15 protein-coding genes are annotated in these 16,737 nt (G+C 70.1%); 11 read left to right on the top strand and 4 right to left on the bottom strand.

Annotated features, from left to right (window positions below):
* Nucleotides 1–161 precede the first annotated feature (161 nt).
* Complete coding sequence (locus ABT147_RS26570) at nucleotides 162–647, bottom strand: ribose-5-phosphate isomerase (RefSeq protein WP_351410471.1); 486 nt, start codon at nucleotides 645–647, stop codon at nucleotides 162–164.
* Between the two features lie 277 nt (nucleotides 648–924).
* Between ABT147_RS26570 and ABT147_RS26575 the strand changes: the two genes are divergently transcribed.
* Nucleotides 925–2,382, top strand: coding sequence for an amino acid permease (locus ABT147_RS26575; RefSeq protein ID WP_351410473.1), 1,458 nt, complete (start codon nucleotides 925–927; stop codon nucleotides 2,380–2,382).
* 81 nt (nucleotides 2,383–2,463) lie between these two features.
* Here ABT147_RS26575 and ABT147_RS26580 read toward each other — a convergent pair whose 3' ends face one another.
* Nucleotides 2,464–4,263: a serine/threonine-protein kinase gene (locus ABT147_RS26580; RefSeq protein ID WP_351410475.1), complete on the bottom strand. Its 1,800-nt coding sequence runs from the start codon at nucleotides 4,261–4,263 to the stop codon at nucleotides 2,464–2,466.
* A 250-nt stretch (nucleotides 4,264–4,513) separates the two neighbouring features.
* Between ABT147_RS26580 and ABT147_RS26585 the strand changes: the two genes are divergently transcribed.
* Entirely contained in the window at nucleotides 4,514–5,299 is a 786-nt protein-coding gene (locus tag ABT147_RS26585; protein WP_351410477.1) for a cell wall protein, read from the top strand.
* A gap of 182 nt (nucleotides 5,300–5,481) precedes the next feature.
* On the opposite strand, the gene ABT147_RS26590 is transcribed toward ABT147_RS26585, so the two are convergent.
* Nucleotides 5,482–6,066 (bottom strand): biotin transporter BioY, encoded by a 585-nt coding sequence (locus tag ABT147_RS26590; RefSeq protein ID WP_351410479.1) that lies wholly within the window; start codon nucleotides 6,064–6,066, stop codon nucleotides 5,482–5,484.
* Nucleotides 6,067–6,519: 453 nt separating this feature from the next.
* Here ABT147_RS26590 and ABT147_RS26595 point away from each other — a divergent pair, with 453 nt between their 5' ends.
* The 9 genes from ABT147_RS26595 (at nucleotide 6,520) to ABT147_RS26635 (ending at nucleotide 15,936) form a co-directional block, all read left to right on the top strand.
* Entirely contained in the window at nucleotides 6,520–7,782 is a 1,263-nt protein-coding gene (locus ABT147_RS26595) for an ROK family protein (protein ID WP_502983164.1), read from the top strand.
* Between the two features lie 252 nt (nucleotides 7,783–8,034).
* Nucleotides 8,035–9,099 (top strand): ABC transporter substrate-binding protein, encoded by a 1,065-nt coding sequence (locus tag ABT147_RS26600; protein WP_351410483.1) that lies wholly within the window; start codon nucleotides 8,035–8,037, stop codon nucleotides 9,097–9,099.
* 86 nt (nucleotides 9,100–9,185) lie between these two features.
* Nucleotides 9,186–10,031, top strand: coding sequence for an ABC transporter permease (locus ABT147_RS26605; protein ID WP_351410679.1), 846 nt, complete (start codon nucleotides 9,186–9,188; stop codon nucleotides 10,029–10,031).
* A complete protein-coding gene (locus ABT147_RS26610) occupies nucleotides 10,007–10,807 on the top strand; it encodes an ABC transporter ATP-binding protein (protein WP_351410485.1) in 801 nt (266 codons plus the stop codon). The genes ABT147_RS26605 and ABT147_RS26610 overlap by 25 nt, the downstream gene beginning before the upstream one ends.
* 41 nt (nucleotides 10,808–10,848) lie before the next feature.
* Nucleotides 10,849–12,213, top strand: a complete 1,365-nt coding sequence (locus ABT147_RS26615) for an LLM class flavin-dependent oxidoreductase (RefSeq protein ID WP_351410487.1) — start codon at nucleotides 10,849–10,851, stop codon at nucleotides 12,211–12,213.
* Nucleotides 12,214–12,224: 11 nt separating this feature from the next.
* On the top strand, nucleotides 12,225–13,163 hold the full coding sequence (locus ABT147_RS26620) for a TauD/TfdA dioxygenase family protein (RefSeq protein WP_351410489.1): 939 nt from the start codon (nucleotides 12,225–12,227) through the stop codon (nucleotides 13,161–13,163).
* A gap of 113 nt (nucleotides 13,164–13,276) precedes the next feature.
* Complete coding sequence (locus tag ABT147_RS26625) at nucleotides 13,277–14,671, top strand: amino acid permease (protein WP_351410491.1); 1,395 nt, start codon at nucleotides 13,277–13,279, stop codon at nucleotides 14,669–14,671.
* Between the two features lie 150 nt (nucleotides 14,672–14,821).
* Nucleotides 14,822–15,463: a superoxide dismutase gene (locus tag ABT147_RS26630; protein ID WP_351410681.1), complete on the top strand. Its 642-nt coding sequence runs from the start codon at nucleotides 14,822–14,824 to the stop codon at nucleotides 15,461–15,463.
* A gap of 254 nt (nucleotides 15,464–15,717) precedes the next feature.
* The gene (locus ABT147_RS26635) at nucleotides 15,718–15,936 is read left to right on the top strand and encodes an SH3 domain-containing protein (protein ID WP_351410493.1); all 219 of its coding nucleotides are present in this window, start codon (nucleotides 15,718–15,720) and stop codon (nucleotides 15,934–15,936) included.
* A 9-nt stretch (nucleotides 15,937–15,945) separates the two neighbouring features.
* Here the strand turns inward: ABT147_RS26635 and ABT147_RS26640 are convergent, their stop codons facing one another.
* Nucleotides 15,946–16,599, bottom strand: coding sequence for a mycothiol-dependent nitroreductase Rv2466c family protein (locus tag ABT147_RS26640; protein ID WP_351410495.1), 654 nt, complete (start codon nucleotides 16,597–16,599; stop codon nucleotides 15,946–15,948).
* Nucleotides 16,600–16,737 lie beyond the last annotated feature (138 nt).

The following is a 16,737-nucleotide window of genomic DNA, read 5'->3' on the forward strand; positions in this document are numbered from 1 at the left end:
AGTTCCCCGCGCCCCTAAAGGCAACGGCCCCTGCGGGCCGTTGAAAAAGCACGGGGCGCAGCCCCTGCTTTTTCAGGGGCGCGGGGAACTGCGCGAGCAACCCCACCGGACCCGCACTCGCCCTCCGAGCCCAGTGTCCCGAGCTCGTGGGCGGCCCGTACCTACGGCTGGGGGTGGTGGGCCGGGATGGGCGGGAGGTCGCCGGTGGTCTCGTAGGACGCCAGCATCTCGATGCGGCGGATGTGGCGGTCGTCGCCGGAGAACGGGGTGTTGAGGAAGGTCTCGACGAACTTGGTCGCGTCTTCCTGGGAGTGCATGCGCGCGCCGACGGCGACGACGTTGGCGTCGTTGTGCTCGCGCCCCAGCGCGGCGGTCTCGGCGCTCCACGCGAGGGCGGCACGAACGCCGGCCACCTTGTTCGCGGCGATCTGCTCCCCGTTGCCCGAACCGCCGATGACGACGCCGAGGGACCCGGGGTCCCCGGCCGTGCGCTCCGCCGCGCGGAGGCAGAACGGCGGGTAGTCGTCCTGGGCGTCGTAGATGTGGGGCCCGCAGTCGACGGGCTCGTGGCCGGCGGCCGTCAGCCACTCCACGAGGTGGTTTTTGAGTTCGTATCCGGCGTGATCCGAGCCGAGGTAGACGCGCATGGTCCGAGTGTGACACGCGCGTTTCGGCGCGGCACGACGGGGTGCGGGCCCATGAAACCGTGAGCTACACCACGGAACCTCAAGTAAACCTCAAGTAACGATCTGGATTCAAAGGTTCAGGAATCCTTTCGCCTCCGATTCACTGGACCGATCTTTACAGCGGCCCACACCGCCCTCGGCTGTCGACTCTCGTTTCCCGCTCTTACGAGAGTCGATCGGGGGATCGCTGGGCAGACGCACGAAAGTCCCCATCACGGCGCAAAGGAAACCTCCCCCCATGACCTCGCAGCCGACTCTGCCGCCCCAGGCAGACCCCCAAGGCTCCTCCTCACCCCCCTCCCCCGGTCTGCACGCCGGCCTCAAGAACCGTCATCTGTCGATGATCGCGATCGGCGGTGTGATCGGGGCCGGTCTGTTCGTCGGATCCAGCTCCGGCATCCGGACCGCCGGTCCCGGCATCCTCCTGTCGTACGCGCTCGTCGGCACGATGGTGGTGCTGGTGATGCGGATGCTCGGTGAGATGTCCGCCGCCAATCCGACGTCGGGTTCGTTCTCGGCCCATGCCGACCGCGCGCTCGGGCGCTGGGCCGGGTTCTCGATCGGCTGGCTGTACTGGTTCTTCTGGGTCGTCGTGCTCGCGGTCGAGGCCACCGCGGGCGCGGTGATCCTGGAGGGCTGGATCCCGGCCGTACCGCAGTGGGGCTGGGCGCTGATCGTGATGGTCGTCCTGACCGCCACGAACCTGGTGTCGGTCGGCTCCTACGGTGAGTTCGAGTTCTGGTTCGCCGGGATCAAGGTCGTCGCCATCGCCGCGTTCATCGTGGTGGGCGGCTTGGCCGTCTTCGGGCTGCTGCCTGGGGCCGACACCGAGAAGGCCGGGCTGGCGAATCTCACCGACCACGGCGGCTTCCTGCCCAACGGGGCCGGCGCGATCCTCATCGGTGTGCTCCTGGTCGTCTTCTCCTTCATGGGCAGCGAGATCGCCACGCTGGCCGCCGGCGAGACGGAGGACCCGCAGAAGGCCGTCACCAAGTCCACCAACAGCATCATCTGGCGGATCGGCGTCTTCTACCTCGGCTCGATCTTCGTCGTCGTCACGCTGCTGCCGTGGAACGACCCGTCGATCAAGGAGAAGGGCTCCTACGTCGCCGCCCTGGACTCCCTCGGGATCGCGCACGCCGGGCAGATCATGAACTTCATCGTGCTGACCTCGGTGCTGTCCTGTCTGAACTCCGGTCTGTACACGGCCTCCCGGATGGCGTTCTCGCTGGGTGAGCGCGGGGACGCGCCGCGCGCGTTCGGCCGTACGAACAGCCGGGGTGTGCCGATGACCGCGATCCTCGCGTCGGTCGTCTTCGGGTTCGTCGCCGTCATCTTCAACTACTTCTTCCCCGAGGGTGTCTTCCTCTTCCTGGTCAACTCCTCCGGCGCGGTCGCCCTGTTCGTGTGGCTCGTCATCTGCTTCTCGCAGCTGCGCATGCGGCGGATCATCGAGCGGGAGTCGCCGGAGAAGCTCGTCGTGAAGATGTGGCTGTACCCGTATCTGACGTGGGCGACCATCGGGTTGATCCTCTTCGTCCTCGGCTACATGCTCACCGACACCGAGCACGGCAACCGCCAGATCCTGCTGCTGTCGCTGCTGGTCGCGGCGGTCGTCGTCGGTATCGCGATCGTCAAGGAGAAGGTCAGCGGACGGCGGGCCGCCGCTGCCGAGGTCTCCGACAAGGTGGGCTGAGCAGAGGTCCGGGAATCCGGGGTCCGGTGGCGGTTCGTCCGCCGCCGGGCCCCGTTTCGTCGTTCGGGGGCGTGCGGGGGCTCACAGGGGGGTGAAGGTCTTTTCGACCTTCTCGTAGATCGGCAGGGCCCGGTCCTCGATGTCGGGGTGGTACCAGGTGGTGAGCTGGTAGGACTTGCCTCCGCTGTCGAAGCCCAGGGAGCGGACGTGCCAGGGCAGTTCCTGGGCGATGACGGTGTACTCCCACACGACGGCGGGCCCGCCCCGGAACTCGGTCTCCTCCAGACGGATCCGTTCGTATCCCGGTCCCTCGCTGGTGCTCTCCTCCTTCTTCCGCCACTGGGCCAGGAGGTCGCCGCGTGCGAGGGAGGCCTTGCCGACGATCTCCTGCCGGGCGTCGGGCGAGGTGTAGTGCACCTCGGCGCCCGCGTGCACCTCGCGCGAGAACCCCTCCGGCGGCACCCACGCGAACACACCGGCCTCGGTACGGGCGCCGGGCGGCAGCTCGGGCGGGCGGGAGGTGCCTGCGACGGTGGGGGTCGGGGTGGGGGTGGGGGAGGTTGCGGAGGATCCCTTGTCGTTCTTCGCGGACTTGTCGTCGGGCGAGCCGTCCATCGTCGGTACGACGACTGCGGCGACGGCGGCGGTTACGGCGACGGTGGCGGCCGCGATGAGGGCGAGGCGGCGCTTGTGGGGATGGGGGGTCTTGGGGAGCTTGGGGGGCTCGGAGCTGGGGCCGAGCCTGGGCCGGGTGGGTAGTTCGCTGCTGTCGGGGAGCGCCGCCGGGCGTTGCGAGGCGTCGGGAGGAGAGGGCTGGGCGGGTTCGCGATCGAGGGGATTGAGGGGATCGAGGGGGTCGGGGGCCCGTTCCGGCTCGGGCTTCAGCTGCGGCGCCGGGTCCGGCCCCGGGTCCGGTCGGTTCCGTACCGTCGGTGTCGGTGTCGGTGTCGGTGTCGGTGTCGGCCTCAGTATCGGCGTCGGCGTCGGTCGTGCCGGAGCGATGTCCTCGGCGGGCTTCCCGGGCCGTTCGGGCTCCGGGGGTGCTTCCTCGGGTTTCGGGGTGGTCCCGGGCGGTGCCTCGTCCGACCCGGGCTCCTCGTCCTCGCCCGAAGGCCTCGGCTCCGCCGTACCCGTGGCGATGGCGTGGAGCGCTTCGGCGAGTTGCGGCAGGCCGGGGCGGGATTCGGGCTGTTTCCTCAGGAGGGCGGCGAGGACGTCCTGGAGGGCGCCCGCGGCTGCGGGGAGTTCGGGTTCCTCGTAGAGGACGGCGTGGAGGGTGGCGAGGGTGGTGGAGCGGGAGAAGGGGGAGCGACCGCCGAGGGCGGCGCAGAGGGTGGCGCCCAGGGACCAGAGGTCGGAGGGCGGGCCCTGGGGGCGGCCGGAGACGCGCTCGGGGGCCATGTAGTCGGGGGAGCCGACGAGCATGCCGGCCATGGTGAGAGCCTCGGCGTCCTGGATGGCGGCGATACCGAAGTCGGTGAGGACGGCGCGGTGGGCGCCCGTGCGCTTGACGAGGACGTTGGCCGGTTTGATGTCGCGGTGCAGAACGCCTTGCGCGTGCACCTGGCCGAGCGCGTCGACGAGTTCGAGGCCGATCCGGGCCGTGGCGCGCACGTCGAGGGGGCCGTCCTCCGCCACGAGGCGTTCCAGGGAGCGGCCGTCGACGAGTTCCATGACGATCCAGAGGCGTTCGCCCGCGTCGACCACGTCATAGATGCGGACGACGTTGGGGTGGTCGATACGGGCCGTGGCCCGGGCCTCCCGCAGGGTTCGCTCGCGTCGGGTGCGGCTGTCCTCCGGGTCGAGGCCGTCGATACGCATTTCCTTGACGGCGACCTGCCGGTCGAGCATTTCGTCGGCGGCCCGCCACACCCGGCCCATTCCGCCTTGGCCGATGCTTTCGACCAGTCGATATCGGTCGGCCACCATAAGACCCGGAACACCGCCCCGCGTTATTTCCGGCACCCCCGTGCCCCCTTTCAACAACTGACCGCACATGCCACAGAAGAACCAAAAAGTCGCGCATTGGTCACACTTCGTGCCGCACCAGCATAGTGCTGAGAAATCTTGTGGTACCTCTTCATAAGCCGTGAATTCAGGCACGGCCAGGGGGACGCAAGGGGGATGGAACATGAGTTCTCATCGTAGGGCTGTCATCGCCGGATCGCTGCTCACCGCGTCGTTCACGTCGGTGATGATCCTCGGCTTCACGGCGTCGGCGGACGACGAGGGGCGATTGAGCAATCATGGCGGAAAGACCGTGGACGCGGCACCGGCGGGGGTGAAGCTCTCGACGTTGCTGTCCAAGGAGATCAAAGTCGACAACAAGTCCGGGGAAACGGATATCACCGGTGTCGTGAAGAACGAGGGCGACAAGGCGAGCGGCGAAATTCGATTGCTCGTGGTCGGTTTCGACGGCATGACGGTCAAGAACGTCGAGGGCTGTTCGGCGATCCCCGAAGGGGATCTTCCCGACGGCGCGAACAGCGGTTTCGCGTGCGCGATCGACGATCTGGCGGCCGGGAAGTCGAAGACCTTCGCGATCGACGCCATGTACGACCTGAGCGAGCGGGGCAGGATCTGTCTGCCGGTGCAGAACGCCGACGGGTCGAAGACCTACTGGCAGCAGGGGCCGGTTCCGTTCGGTACGACCAACCAGTCGCCCAACGAGCCCGCCACGCCCCTGCTGCTCGGCACCGACAACAGCCCGGTCACCCCCGGCGGCGGTGACGGCGACAGCGGTGACGGTGGCAGCAGCGGTGGCAATGGCGGCGGGAAGGGCGAGGCGCCGGACGAGCTGCCCCAGACCGGCCCGGCCGACCGTGTCCTGCCGCTCGGCGCGGCCGGCGCCGCGCTCATCTCGGCCGGTGCGGCGGGCCTTTGGTGGAACCAGCGGCGGGCCCGGCAGGAGTCCTGACCCGGCGCGTCGACCTCGCGTTCGGCACCCGGGGTCCTGGCGAGGGGTCGGGGCGAGGGGCCGTACGACGCCGGAACGCGGAAGAGGTTCGCCGTGGTGCGGTCGGAGCCGACCCGGCGAACCTCTTCTCAGGGGGCGCTACTTCCGCAGCGGCGCCCGCTCAGCGGGGCTGAGCCGTGGTGTCACTTGTCCAGCAGCTTCCATGCCGTCGGCAGCAGGCCCATGGCCAGGGCGGCCTTGATGGCGTCGCCGATCAGGAAGGGGGTGAGGCCGAGCGCGACGGCGGAGGTGAGGCTGATGCCGGCGGTGGCCGCGAGGTAGGGGACGCCGACGGCGTAGATGATGGCCTCGCCGACGAGCATCGTGCCCGCCATGCGCAGCGTGGAGCGGTCGCCGCCGCGGCGGGCCAGGGCGCCCACGGCGGCGACGGCCAGGATCATGCCGAGGATGTAGCCGAAGGAGACACCGAATCCGGAGGTGCCGTTGGCGAACCACGGCAGACCGGCGACACCGGCCAGCGCGTACAGGGCGAGCGAGGCGACGCCGCGGCTCGCGCCGAGGGTGGTGCCGACGAGCAGCGCGGCGAAGGTCTGGCCGGTGACCGGGACCGGGGAGCCCGGCACGGGCACTGCGATCTGGGCGGCGAGCCCGGTCAGCGCGGCGCCGCCGACCACGAGCGCGAGGTCGCGGACGCGGGCGCCGGAGAAGGGCAGGAGGTCGGCGAGGACCTCGCCGGGGCGGGCTGACGTGGCGGCGGCGGTGCTCATGTTCGGGCTCACTCCGGCGGGTGACGGCGGCGGGGACACGGTGACGCTATCCCAGGCCCCGGACGCCGGACACCGTCAGCGCTCGACAAAGGGGGTCGCAACGACTTGGTGGGCTTCATACAAAGGATGCGGGTTACACGCGGTGCGGCGTGACACCGGTCACTGAGGTGGCGTGGCTTAGGTCATGACGGGGCGTCGGATCGGATCTGTAGGGTTTCACCAATCGGGTCGGTGCGGTGGACAGGTGCCGTCTCGCCCGTCGGTCGCCGTCTGGGCAGCGGTGGACCGTTTTGCTAGCTTCGAGCGCATGGTTGCTCAGGCCCGGAACTTCTCGTCGCGTCGCTACGTCGACCTGCGACGCGTGGGCACGGCCACCTGTCGCCGTCCCGGGTGAGGCGGCTCCGGCACGCCTCGCCTCGTCGAGACGGCGCAGTGTCGGACCCGTTCCCGAGGATGATCGCCATGCCCCATGCCCCGGCAGCACCCACCCTTTACACCCCTGCCCCCGCCCCTCCCCCTTCTCTCTCCCCCGTGCCCCGCGTCGCCGACAGCGACCGGCGGCGGACCAGCGCCAGTGTGGTGCTGCGGTCCGTGCTGGAGCACGGGCCCGTGGCGCGCAGCATCATCGCCCGGGTGACCGGGCTGTCGCCGGCGTCGGTGACCGACTACTGCGCCCGGTTCGCGGGACTGGGTCTCATCCGTGAGGCCGAACCGCCCCGGCGGTCCAAGGGGGCGGGCCGCCCGCATGTGCCCCTCGACCTGGACGACTCGCGGTTCGTGGTGGGCGGGGTGCATGTGGCCGTGCCGTACACCACGGTCGCGCTGCTCGATCTGCGGGGACGGGTCGTCGTGGAGCGGCGGTTGAAGCACGGCTCCACCGACCCGGAGCCGGTCCTGACGCGGGCCGCCGACGAACTTCTGGCCCTGCTGGACGCGGCGCCGGACTGCCGTCCCCTGGCCGTCGGCTTCGCGGCCGGCGGCTGGGTGGACCGGGAGACCGGCACCGTCGTCGAGCATCCCCTGCTGGGCTGGCGCGAGGTGCCGGTGCGGGAGATCCTCGGTGCCCGGACCGGGCTGCCGGTCCATGTGGACGGGCACGCGCGGGCGTTGGTGGGCGCCGAGCAGCTGTTCGGGCGGGCCCGGGGCAGCCGGAGTGTGCTGCATCTGTTCGTCGGCAATGTGGTCGACGCGGCCTTCGCGACCAACGACGAGGTGCACCACGGGCCCCGCTCACAGGCCGGAGCCATCGCCCATCTGCCGTTGCCCGGCGGTACGGAGCCCTGCGCGTGCGGGCGGATCGGCTGCCTCCAGGCCGAGTTGAGCGAGCGGACGCTGTGCCGACGAGCGCGGGCGGCCGGGGTCATCGACGGGGTGAACCCGATGCGGGTGCTGGACGCGGCGGCGGGCGGCGACGCGAGGGCCGTACGGCTGCTGGTGGAGCGGGCGCGGATGGTGGGGCGGGCGGCGGAGTTGCTGCTCGATGTGCTGAACCCGGAGACCGTGGTCGTCACCGAGATCGGGGTCATCGGCCGGGAGGACTGCCTCGCCGCGTTGCACGAGGCCGTCGGGGCGGAGCGGGCGGCGGCCGTGGGGCCGACGAGCTTCCCCGACTCCGTGCTGGCCACGGCCGGCGGGGCGGTGGCCCTGGACGTGCTCTACCGGGATCCGCTGGGGGCCGTGGAGCGACTCGGCCTCGTCTCGGCCGAGGCGAGTTAATTCAGAAACTCCGAATGTTGACAGGCATTACCGAAGACCGGGAACATCGTATTCATGCTGCTCACGAGTTGTCGCACCCTCTGTTGCTGACACGTTGACGTTCCGGAGCCCCTCTCGCGCTCCGGCCGACGCGGCACTTCTTCCTGCGTTAACACTCACGCAGGACACACGCATTCTGCTTTCGCGGATTTCCGCGGCGCGCTCCTCCGTGCGTCTTCTCACCGTTTTCGTCATTCCTCTGGGGGCTCTCCCATGTCTTCTTCCGCCGCGCCCGGTTTCGACCGGCGACTCTTCCTCACCTCTCTCCTCGGCGTCACGGCCGCGGCGGCCGGTCTGAGCGGCTGCGCCGACAGCAGCGCGGCGACCGCCCGCACGGCCGCGGACGCGCCGCTGCCCACCAAGGTCTCCCCCGGTGCGAGCCTGAAGATCGCCTCCTTCCAGAATCAGCAGGAGTTGCAGCTCAAGCTCGCGAAACTCGACGATCTGCCTTTCAAGGTGAGCAGTTGGGCGAACATCGGCGCCGGACCCGATGTCATCAACGCCTTCCGGGCGGGTTCCCTGGACGTCGCCAACAACGCGGGAATCCCGCCGATCCAGGCGCATTACCAGGGATACGACGCGAGGATCGTCGCGATCAACGTCACCCGCAAGCCGAACTATCTCTTCGCCACGAAACCCGGCAGCGACATCGCCTCGGTCGAGGATTTCCGGGGCAAGAAGCTCGCCTTCTCCCAGGGGCAGGCGCAGGGCGTCGTCCTGCTGCGGGCGTTGAAGGAGGCGGGGCTCGCGTACGACGACGCGGAGCTGGTGCCGCTGACCAGCAACCAGTTCCTGACGGCCCTGCAGTCGGGCCAGGTGGACGTGGCTCCGCTCGCCAACCAGCAGGCGCCCGCCTATCTGCAGCAGTACGAGGCCAAGGGCGCCCGCACGATCCCCACCGACGTGGTGGACCTGCTCAACCTGCTGTGGGCGCCGGCCTCCGTGCTGGGCGACTCGAAGAAGGTGGCCGCCGTCGCCGCGTACATCCCGCACTGGGCGAAGGGCGCGGTCTGGCAGTACGAGAACCCGGACATCTGGAACGAGGAGTTCTACGTGAAGACCCAGAACCTGACGCTCGCCCAGGCCGAGTCGATCACCGAGCTCGCCAACAAGCCGCTGTTCCCGCCGAGCTGGGACGAGGCGATCAAGTGGGAGCAGGAGACCGCGGATCTGCTGGCGGAAGGCGGCTTCGTGAAGAAGTTCGACGTCGACACGCTGTTCGACCGGCGGTTCGAGGGGATCGCGGCGAAGGCCGTGCCCGCGGAGTACCGGAAGTGAGCGCCGTGACCACGAGCGCCGCGACCACGGGTGCCGGGACCAAGGATGCCTCCACCACGAGTGCCACCCCGGCCGCCACGACCGACATCGGCACCGCCGGCGATGCCACCACCGGCGCTGTAGGCACGGTCGAGGAGACCGCCCAGGTCCGCAGGCGCCGGCGCCTCTCCCCCGGCAAGCGGCTGCCCGCCTCCCGGCTCGTCGGGCCCGTGCTGTTCCTCGCCCTGTGGGCCGGTGCCTCCGCCGCCGGGCAGCTCGACCCGGCGGCGATCCCGGCGCCGTGGACGGTGCTGGACGCGGGGGTGCGGCTGTGGACCGCGGGGACACTGCCGACGGACATCGTCACCTCGTTGCAGCGGGCCGGACTCGGGTTCGCGATCGGGCTGACCGCCGGTATCACGCTCGCCCTGGCCTCCGGGCTCAGCCGGGTCGGCGAGGCGCTGATCGACGGGACCGTGCAGCTCAACCGGGCGATCCCGACGCTGGGTCTGATCCCGCTGTTCATCCTCTGGCTGGGCATCGGCGAGACCTTCAAGATCGCGATCATCGCCATCGTCGTCTACATCCCGATCTACCTCAACACGCATGCCGCGCTGGCCGGCATCGACAGCCGTTTCGTCGAACTCGCCGAGGTCCAGGGCCTGTCGAGGTTCCAGTTCGTCCGGCAGATCGTCGTTCCCGGCGCGCTGCCCGGCTTCTTCGTGGGCCTGCGGCTCGGGGTCACCGGCTCCTGGCTGGGCCTCGTCGTGCTGGAGCAGATCAACGCCACCAACGGACTCGGCTACATGATGTTCCAGGCCACGAACTACGGCCAGAGCGACGTCATCCTCGTCGGACTGGTTGTGTACGGCATCTTCGGCCTGGTCTCCGACAGCGCGGTCCGTCTCATCGAACGGAGGGTGCTGTCATGGCGACGCACACTGAGCAGCTGATCCACGCCGAGGTGCCGTCCACCACCGAGGGGCCGACCACCGCCGGGCAGCCGTCGGCCACGGACTCCCGGCCCGCCGTACAACTGCGGGATCTCACCCGGTCGTTCGACGGGCGCAAGGTCCTCGACGGCATCGACCTCGACATCCCCGCCGGGCAGTTCGTCGCCCTGCTCGGGCACAGCGGCTCCGGCAAGAGCACGCTGCTGCGGGCAGTCGCCGGGCTCGACCACGAGGTGGTGGGCAGCGGCCGGCTCACCGCCCCGGCCCGGGTGTCCGTCGTCTTCCAGGACTCCCGACTGCTGCCCTGGCGCCGGGTCCTCGACAACGTACTGCTCGGCACCGAGGGCAGGGAGGCCGCAGAGAGGGGCCGCGAGGCGCTCGCCGAGGTGGGCCTGAAGGGCCGGGAGCGCGCCTGGCCGAACGAGCTGTCCGGCGGCGAGGCCCAGCGCGCGGCCCTGGCCCGCTCCCTCGTCCGCGACCCCGAACTGCTGCTGGCCGACGAGCCGTTCGGCGCCCTGGACGCGCTCACCCGGATCAGGATGCACACCCTGCTCCGGCAGCTGTGGGAGCGCCACCGGCCCTCCGTCCTGCTCGTCACCCACGACGTCGACGAGGCGATCGTGCTCGCCGACCGGGTCCTCGTGCTCGAAGAGGGGCGCATCGGTCTCGACCTGACCATCGACCGCCCGCATCCGCGCTCGTACCGGGACCCTCTGCTGGGCGAGTACCGCGAACGGCTGCTGGCCGCGCTCGGCGTGACGGAGGACCACCAGTGACCAGCCACGGAGAACCCCCAGTGACCCGGGAGAACAGACACGTGCCCGCTCGACAGCTCCACCTCAACGCCTTCCTGATGAACACCGGTCACCACGAGGCCTCGTGGCGGCTGCCGGAGTCCGACCCGTACGCGCACGTCGAGCTGGACCACTACGTGCGGCTGGCCCGGATCGCGGAACGCGGCACCTTCGACTCGCTGTTCCTGGCCGACGGGCCGCAGCTGTGGGGCAGTGTGGGCCAGCGCCCGGCGGGCGCCCTGGAGCCGCTCACCCTGCTGACCGCGCTGGCGACGGCCACCGAGCACATCGGTCTGATCGCCACCGCCTCCACGTCCTACAACTCCCCCTACAACCTGGCCCGCAAGTTCGCCTCGCTCGACATCATCAGCGGCGGCCGGGCCGGCTGGAACATCGTCACCACCGCCGGGGCCGAGGCCGCCCGCAACTTCGGCCTGGACGCCGAGCCCGCGCACGCCCAGCGGTACGCGCGGGCCGCCGAGTTCCTCGACGTGGCCCTGAAGCTCTGGGACAGCTGGGAGGACGACGCGATCGTCGCCGACAAGGAGTCCGGTGTCTGGGGCGACGACAGGAAGATCCACCCGCCCCGGCACAAGGGGACGTACTTCAGCGTCGAGGGTCCCCTCAACGTCCCGCGTACGCCCCAGGGTTACCCGTTGCTCGTGCAGGCGGGGTCCAGCGAGGACGGCAAGACGTTCGCGGCCCGGTACGCGGAGGCCGTGTTCACCGCGCAGCAGACCATCGAGGACGCGCAGGCCTTCTACGCCGACCTCAAGGCCCGTACAGTCGCGGCCGGCCGGGACCCCGAGCACATCAAGGTGCTGCCCGGAATCGTGCCCGTACTCGGGTCGACGGAGGCCGAGGCGCGGGCCGCCGAGCGGGTCCTGGAGGACCACATCGTGTACACGCACGGGGTGGGCAATCTGGAGCGGCTGCTGCAACTGGATCCGGGCAGCCTGGAGTTGGATGCCCAGCTGCCAGCCGACCTCCCGCCCGAGAGTGCCATCGAGGGCGCCAAGAGCCGCTACACGCTCGTCGTCGAGCTGGCCCGGCGCGACCGGCTCACCGTGCGCGAGCTGATCGGGCGGCTGGGCGGCGGGCGCGGGCATCTGACCTTCGCCGGTACGCCCGAGCAGGTCGCCGACAAGATCGAGGCCTGGTTCACACGGGGTGCCGCCGACGGCTTCAACATCATGCCCGCGGTGCTGCCGTCCGGCCTCGACGCCTTCGTCGACCATGTCGTCCCGATCCTGCGCGCCCGCGGTCTGCTCCGCGAGGAGTACGGCCCGCGCCGGACCCTGCGGGAGCGGTACGGCCTGCCGCGCCCCGCGAACCAGCACGTCGGCCCGGCCACCCCCGCGGCCTCACCCGCACCCGCCCTCGTCTGAAAGGACCGCCCATGTCCATCGAGATCCAGAAGGTCACCGCCAACATCGGCGCCCGAGTCTCCGGCGTCGACGTCTCCAGGCCCCTCGACGAGGAGACGGTCGCCGCGCTCCGTGAGGCGCTCAACGTCCACAAGGCGCTCGTCCTCGACGACGTGAACCTCGACGACGCGTCCCACCAGGCCTTCGTCCGTCACTTCGGCGACATCACCACCGCCCATCCGACGGTGGCCGCCGTCGAGGGCGCCGCGAACATCCTGCCCGTGGACAGCGAGCGGGGGCGGGCCAACCACTGGCACACCGACGTCACGTTCGTCCTCAACCCGCCGCAGGCCACCACGCTGCGCAGCATCACGATCCCGCCGTACGGCGGCGAGACCCTGATCGCCAACTCGGCGGCGGCCTACCGGGACCTGCCCGAGCCGCTGCGGCGGCTGGCCGACGGTCTGTGGGCCGAGCACACCAACGACTACGACTACGCGGTGCCCGACGAGGAGATCGACGCGGAGAAGGCCGAACAGCGCGCCCGGTTCACCTCGATCAAGTACCGCACGGTCCACCCGGTGGTCCGCGTCCACCCGCTGACCGGTGAACGCGGGCTGTTCATCGGCGGGTTCGCGCAGCGGATCGTGGGCCTGTCGCTCGGCGAGTCCCGCAAGATCCTCGATCTGCTCCAGTCGTACGTGACCCGGCCGGAGAACGTGCTGCGCCACCGCTGGTCGGAGAACCAGCTCGTCGTCTTCGACAACCGCATCACCCAGCACTACGCCATCGACAACTACGACGGGCTGCCTCGCCGGCTGCACCGGGTCACCGTCGCCGGTGACGTGCCGGTGGGCATCGAGGGCAAGGAGAGCCACTCCATCGAGGGGGACGCCTCGCACTACACGTCCGTGGCCGCACAGCCCGCGCCCGTGGCCGGGCGGGAGGAGCTCGCCTCCGTAGCCGCGTAGGCACAATCGGTGCCGGGCGTGTCCGGATAGCGGACAGCCCCTCCACTCGCGTGGAGGGGCTGTCCAGACTGGCGGCGTTTTTGCCCATCTCACGCATTGGACGAGCCGCGCCCATGCCCCGCACCACCGTCAAGGCTCCCGAGGCTCCACAGGAGCCCGACGCCTCCCTGTCCCACGGCCTCAAGCAGCGCCACCTGTCGATGATCGCGCTCGGCGGGGTGATCGGCGCGGGCCTCTTCGTCGGGTCCGGGGCGGGTATCGCCGCCGCCGGGCCGTCGATCGTCGTCGCGTACGCCCTCTCCGGGCTCCTCGTCATGCTGGTGATGCGGATGCTCGGCGAGATGTCCGCCGCGTACCCCTCCTCGGGCTCCTTCTCCGCGCACGCCGAGCGCGCGATCGGCCCCTGGGCCGGGTTCGCGGCCGGCTGGTCGTTCTGGGTGCTGCTCTGCACGGCCGTGGGACTGGAGGGCATCGGTGCCGCGAAGATCGTGACGGGGTGGCTGCCCGGGACGCCCGAGTGGCTCTGGGTGGCGCTCTTCATGCTGGTGTTCCTCGGCACGAACCTCGCCGCCGTGCAGAACTTCGGCGAGTTCGAGTTCTGGTTCGCCGCGCTGAAGGTCGGCGCGATCTCCCTGTTCCTGGTGCTGGGCGTCCTGGCCGTCGCCGGTCTCCTGCCCGGCACGGACGCGCCCGGCCTCGCGAACCTCACCGGCGAGGGCGGCTTTCTGCCCCACGGCACGGACGGCCTGGTCATCGGCCTCCTGGCCTCGGTCTTCGCATACGGCGGTCTGGAGACGGTGACGATCGCGGCGGCCGAGTCCGAGAACCCCGTCAAGGGGGTCGCCACGGCCGTCCGTACGGCGATGTGGCGTATCGCCGTCTTCTACATCGGCTCCATGGCGGTCATCGTCACCCTCGTCCCCTGGGACGCGAAGGCGGTCGTCGAGAAGGGCCCGTACGTCGCCGCCCTCGACCAGTTGGGCATCCCGGGCGCCGGGCAGCTGATGAACGTGGTCGTGCTGGTGGCCCTGCTGAGCGCGATGAACGCCAACGTCTACGGTGCCTCGCGTATCGCCTACTCCCTGGTGGAGCGCGGCCAGGGCCCGAAGGTGATCGGCCGGGTGTCGGGCGGGGTGCCCCGGATCGCGGTCCTGGCCTCCAGCGTCTTCGGCTTCCTCTGTGTGCTGCTCAGCTACTGGCGCCCCGACGACGTCTTCCCCTGGCTCCTGAACATGATCGGCGCGGTCATCCTCGTCGTCTGGGCCTTCATCGCCGTCTCCCAGCTCGTCCTGCGCCGCCGTATCGAACGCGAGGCGCCGGAGAGGCTCGTGATCCGGATGTGGGCGTTCCCGTGGCTGACCTGGGTGGCGCTCGCGGGGATGGCCGCCGTCCTGGTCCTGATGGCCCGGGAGCCGGGCACGCGCACGCAGTTGTACTGGACGGGCGGGATGACGCTGTTCCTGGCGGCGGTCGGCTACGCCCGGCAGCGGGTGCGCGCTCCACGCTGACACCCTTTGACCACTACAGGGCCCTCGCGCGGAGGACGGACGGTCGGTTCGCGCGAGGGCCCTTTCGCGTGCCCAGGCACGCCCCTACAGTCTCTTGCTGCTAGCGTGCACTTGCAAGTACTTTGCAATAAGAGGTCGGAGGGGACCCCCATACCCATCTACACGCTTCCCGAACTGCCGTACGACTACGCCGCGCTCGCGCCCGTGATCAGCCCCGAGATCATCGAGCTGCACCACGACAAGCACCACGCGGCCTACGTCAAAGGCGCCAACGACACGCTCGACCAGCTCGCGGAGGCGCGCGACAAGGAGACATGGGGCGCGATCAACGGCCTGGAGAAGAACCTGGCCTTCCATCTCTCCGGCCACATCCTGCACTCGATCTACTGGCAGAACATGACCGGTGACGGCGGCGGCGAGCCGCTGGCCGCGGACGGTGTGGGCGACCTGGCGGACGCGATCACCGAGTCGTTCGGCTCGTTCGCCGCGTTCAAGGCCCAGCTGACCAAGGCGTCGGCGACGACACAGGGCTCCGGCTGGGGCGTGCTGGCGTACGAGCCGCTGAGCGGGCGCCTGATCGTCGAGCAGGTCTACGACCACCAGGGCAACGTCGGCCAGGGCTCCACCCCGATCCTCGTGTTCGACGCCTGGGAGCACGCCTTCTACCTCCAGTACAAGAACCAGAAGGTCGACTTCATCGACGCCATGTGGGCCGTCGTCAACTGGCAGGACGTGGCCCGCCGTTACGAGGCCGCCCGGTCCCGCGCGGACGTGCTGCTGCTCACCCCCTGAGCCAGGCCCCCACCGAGATGCCCTGCTCGTGATCGTCTTCTCAACCTTCACCGGGCAGGCGGAAAAAGGGAGAACCCCCGCGAGGACGTGACTCGCGGGGGTTCTCGCCGTGCCGGGCCGCCTCCCGCTCTCCGGGGCTGCCGGAAAACGCCACCGGCGGGACGCGTTCCGGTCTGTCGGTTTCCCGGGCTTTCGCCCTATGCTCCCGTTTTCCGACCGGATCGCCGATCCGGCCGACCGGCCCGGGAGGTCGTATGTCGACGAGCTACAAGCACTGCCCGCCCTGCGGAGGAAGCAAGCCCCTGCCGTTCCACGAGGCCGACAAGGAGGTGCGGCGGCATCTCGAGTCCCTGGGTAAGAACCCCGCCGGCTGGTGGCGTTGCGCCAACCACGGTGAGAAGGGCCGCTGCCTGTTCGTCCAGCCGTGGGGCAACCAGAGCGAGGGGTTCAGCCTCCCCGAGTCCTTCCGGTGACCCCGGCGATCAGACCAGGTTGCTGAAGTCCGGTCCCTGGGTACGGGTGCGCTTGATCTCGTAGAAGCCGGGGACCGAGGCGACGAGGAGGGTGCCGTCCCAGAGCTTCGCGGCCTCCTCGCCCTGGGGGGCGGGGGTGACGACGGGGCCGAAGAAGGCGATCTGCTCGCCGTCGGCGCCGGGGACGGCGATGACGGGGGTGCCGACGTCCTGGCCGACCTTGTCGATGCCCTCCTTGTGGGAGGCGCGCAGCTCGGCCTCGTACGGGGTGGAGTCCCAGTGGTCCATGAGGGACTCGGGCAGACCGACGTCCTTCAGGGAGGCGGCGACGACGTCCTTCTCGATGCCCTGGCCCTGGTTGTGCACGCGCGTGCCCATCGCGGTGTAGAGGTCGCCGAGCACCTCGGCGCCGTGCTCCTGCTGCGCGGCTATGACGACCCGGACCGGGCCCCAGGCCTTGGTCTCCAGCAGCTCGCGGTACTCCTCGGGCAGCTCGTCGATCTTGGGCTCGTTCAGTACCGCGAGGCTCATCACATGCCAGCGGACCTCGATGTCCCGGACCTTCTCCACTTCCAGGACCCAGCGCGAGGTCATCCACGCCCAGGGGCACAGCGGGTCGAACCAGAAGTCGACCGGGGTCTTGCCGGAGGTCTGCTCGGACATGGTTCTCCTCGGAAAACAGGCGTTGGGGCAGTCGTCTCAGCTGGCAACACCGACGGCCCGGCGTCGCATTCCCGACTGCCCGCCGTCGGGCGCGCATGGCAGGATCGGGCCTGTCCGCATACTGAACACCGCCTGAAC

Source organism: Streptomyces sp. NPDC001868, from assembly GCF_040297125.1.
Taxonomy (GTDB): Bacteria; Actinomycetota; Actinomycetes; order Streptomycetales; family Streptomycetaceae; genus Streptomyces.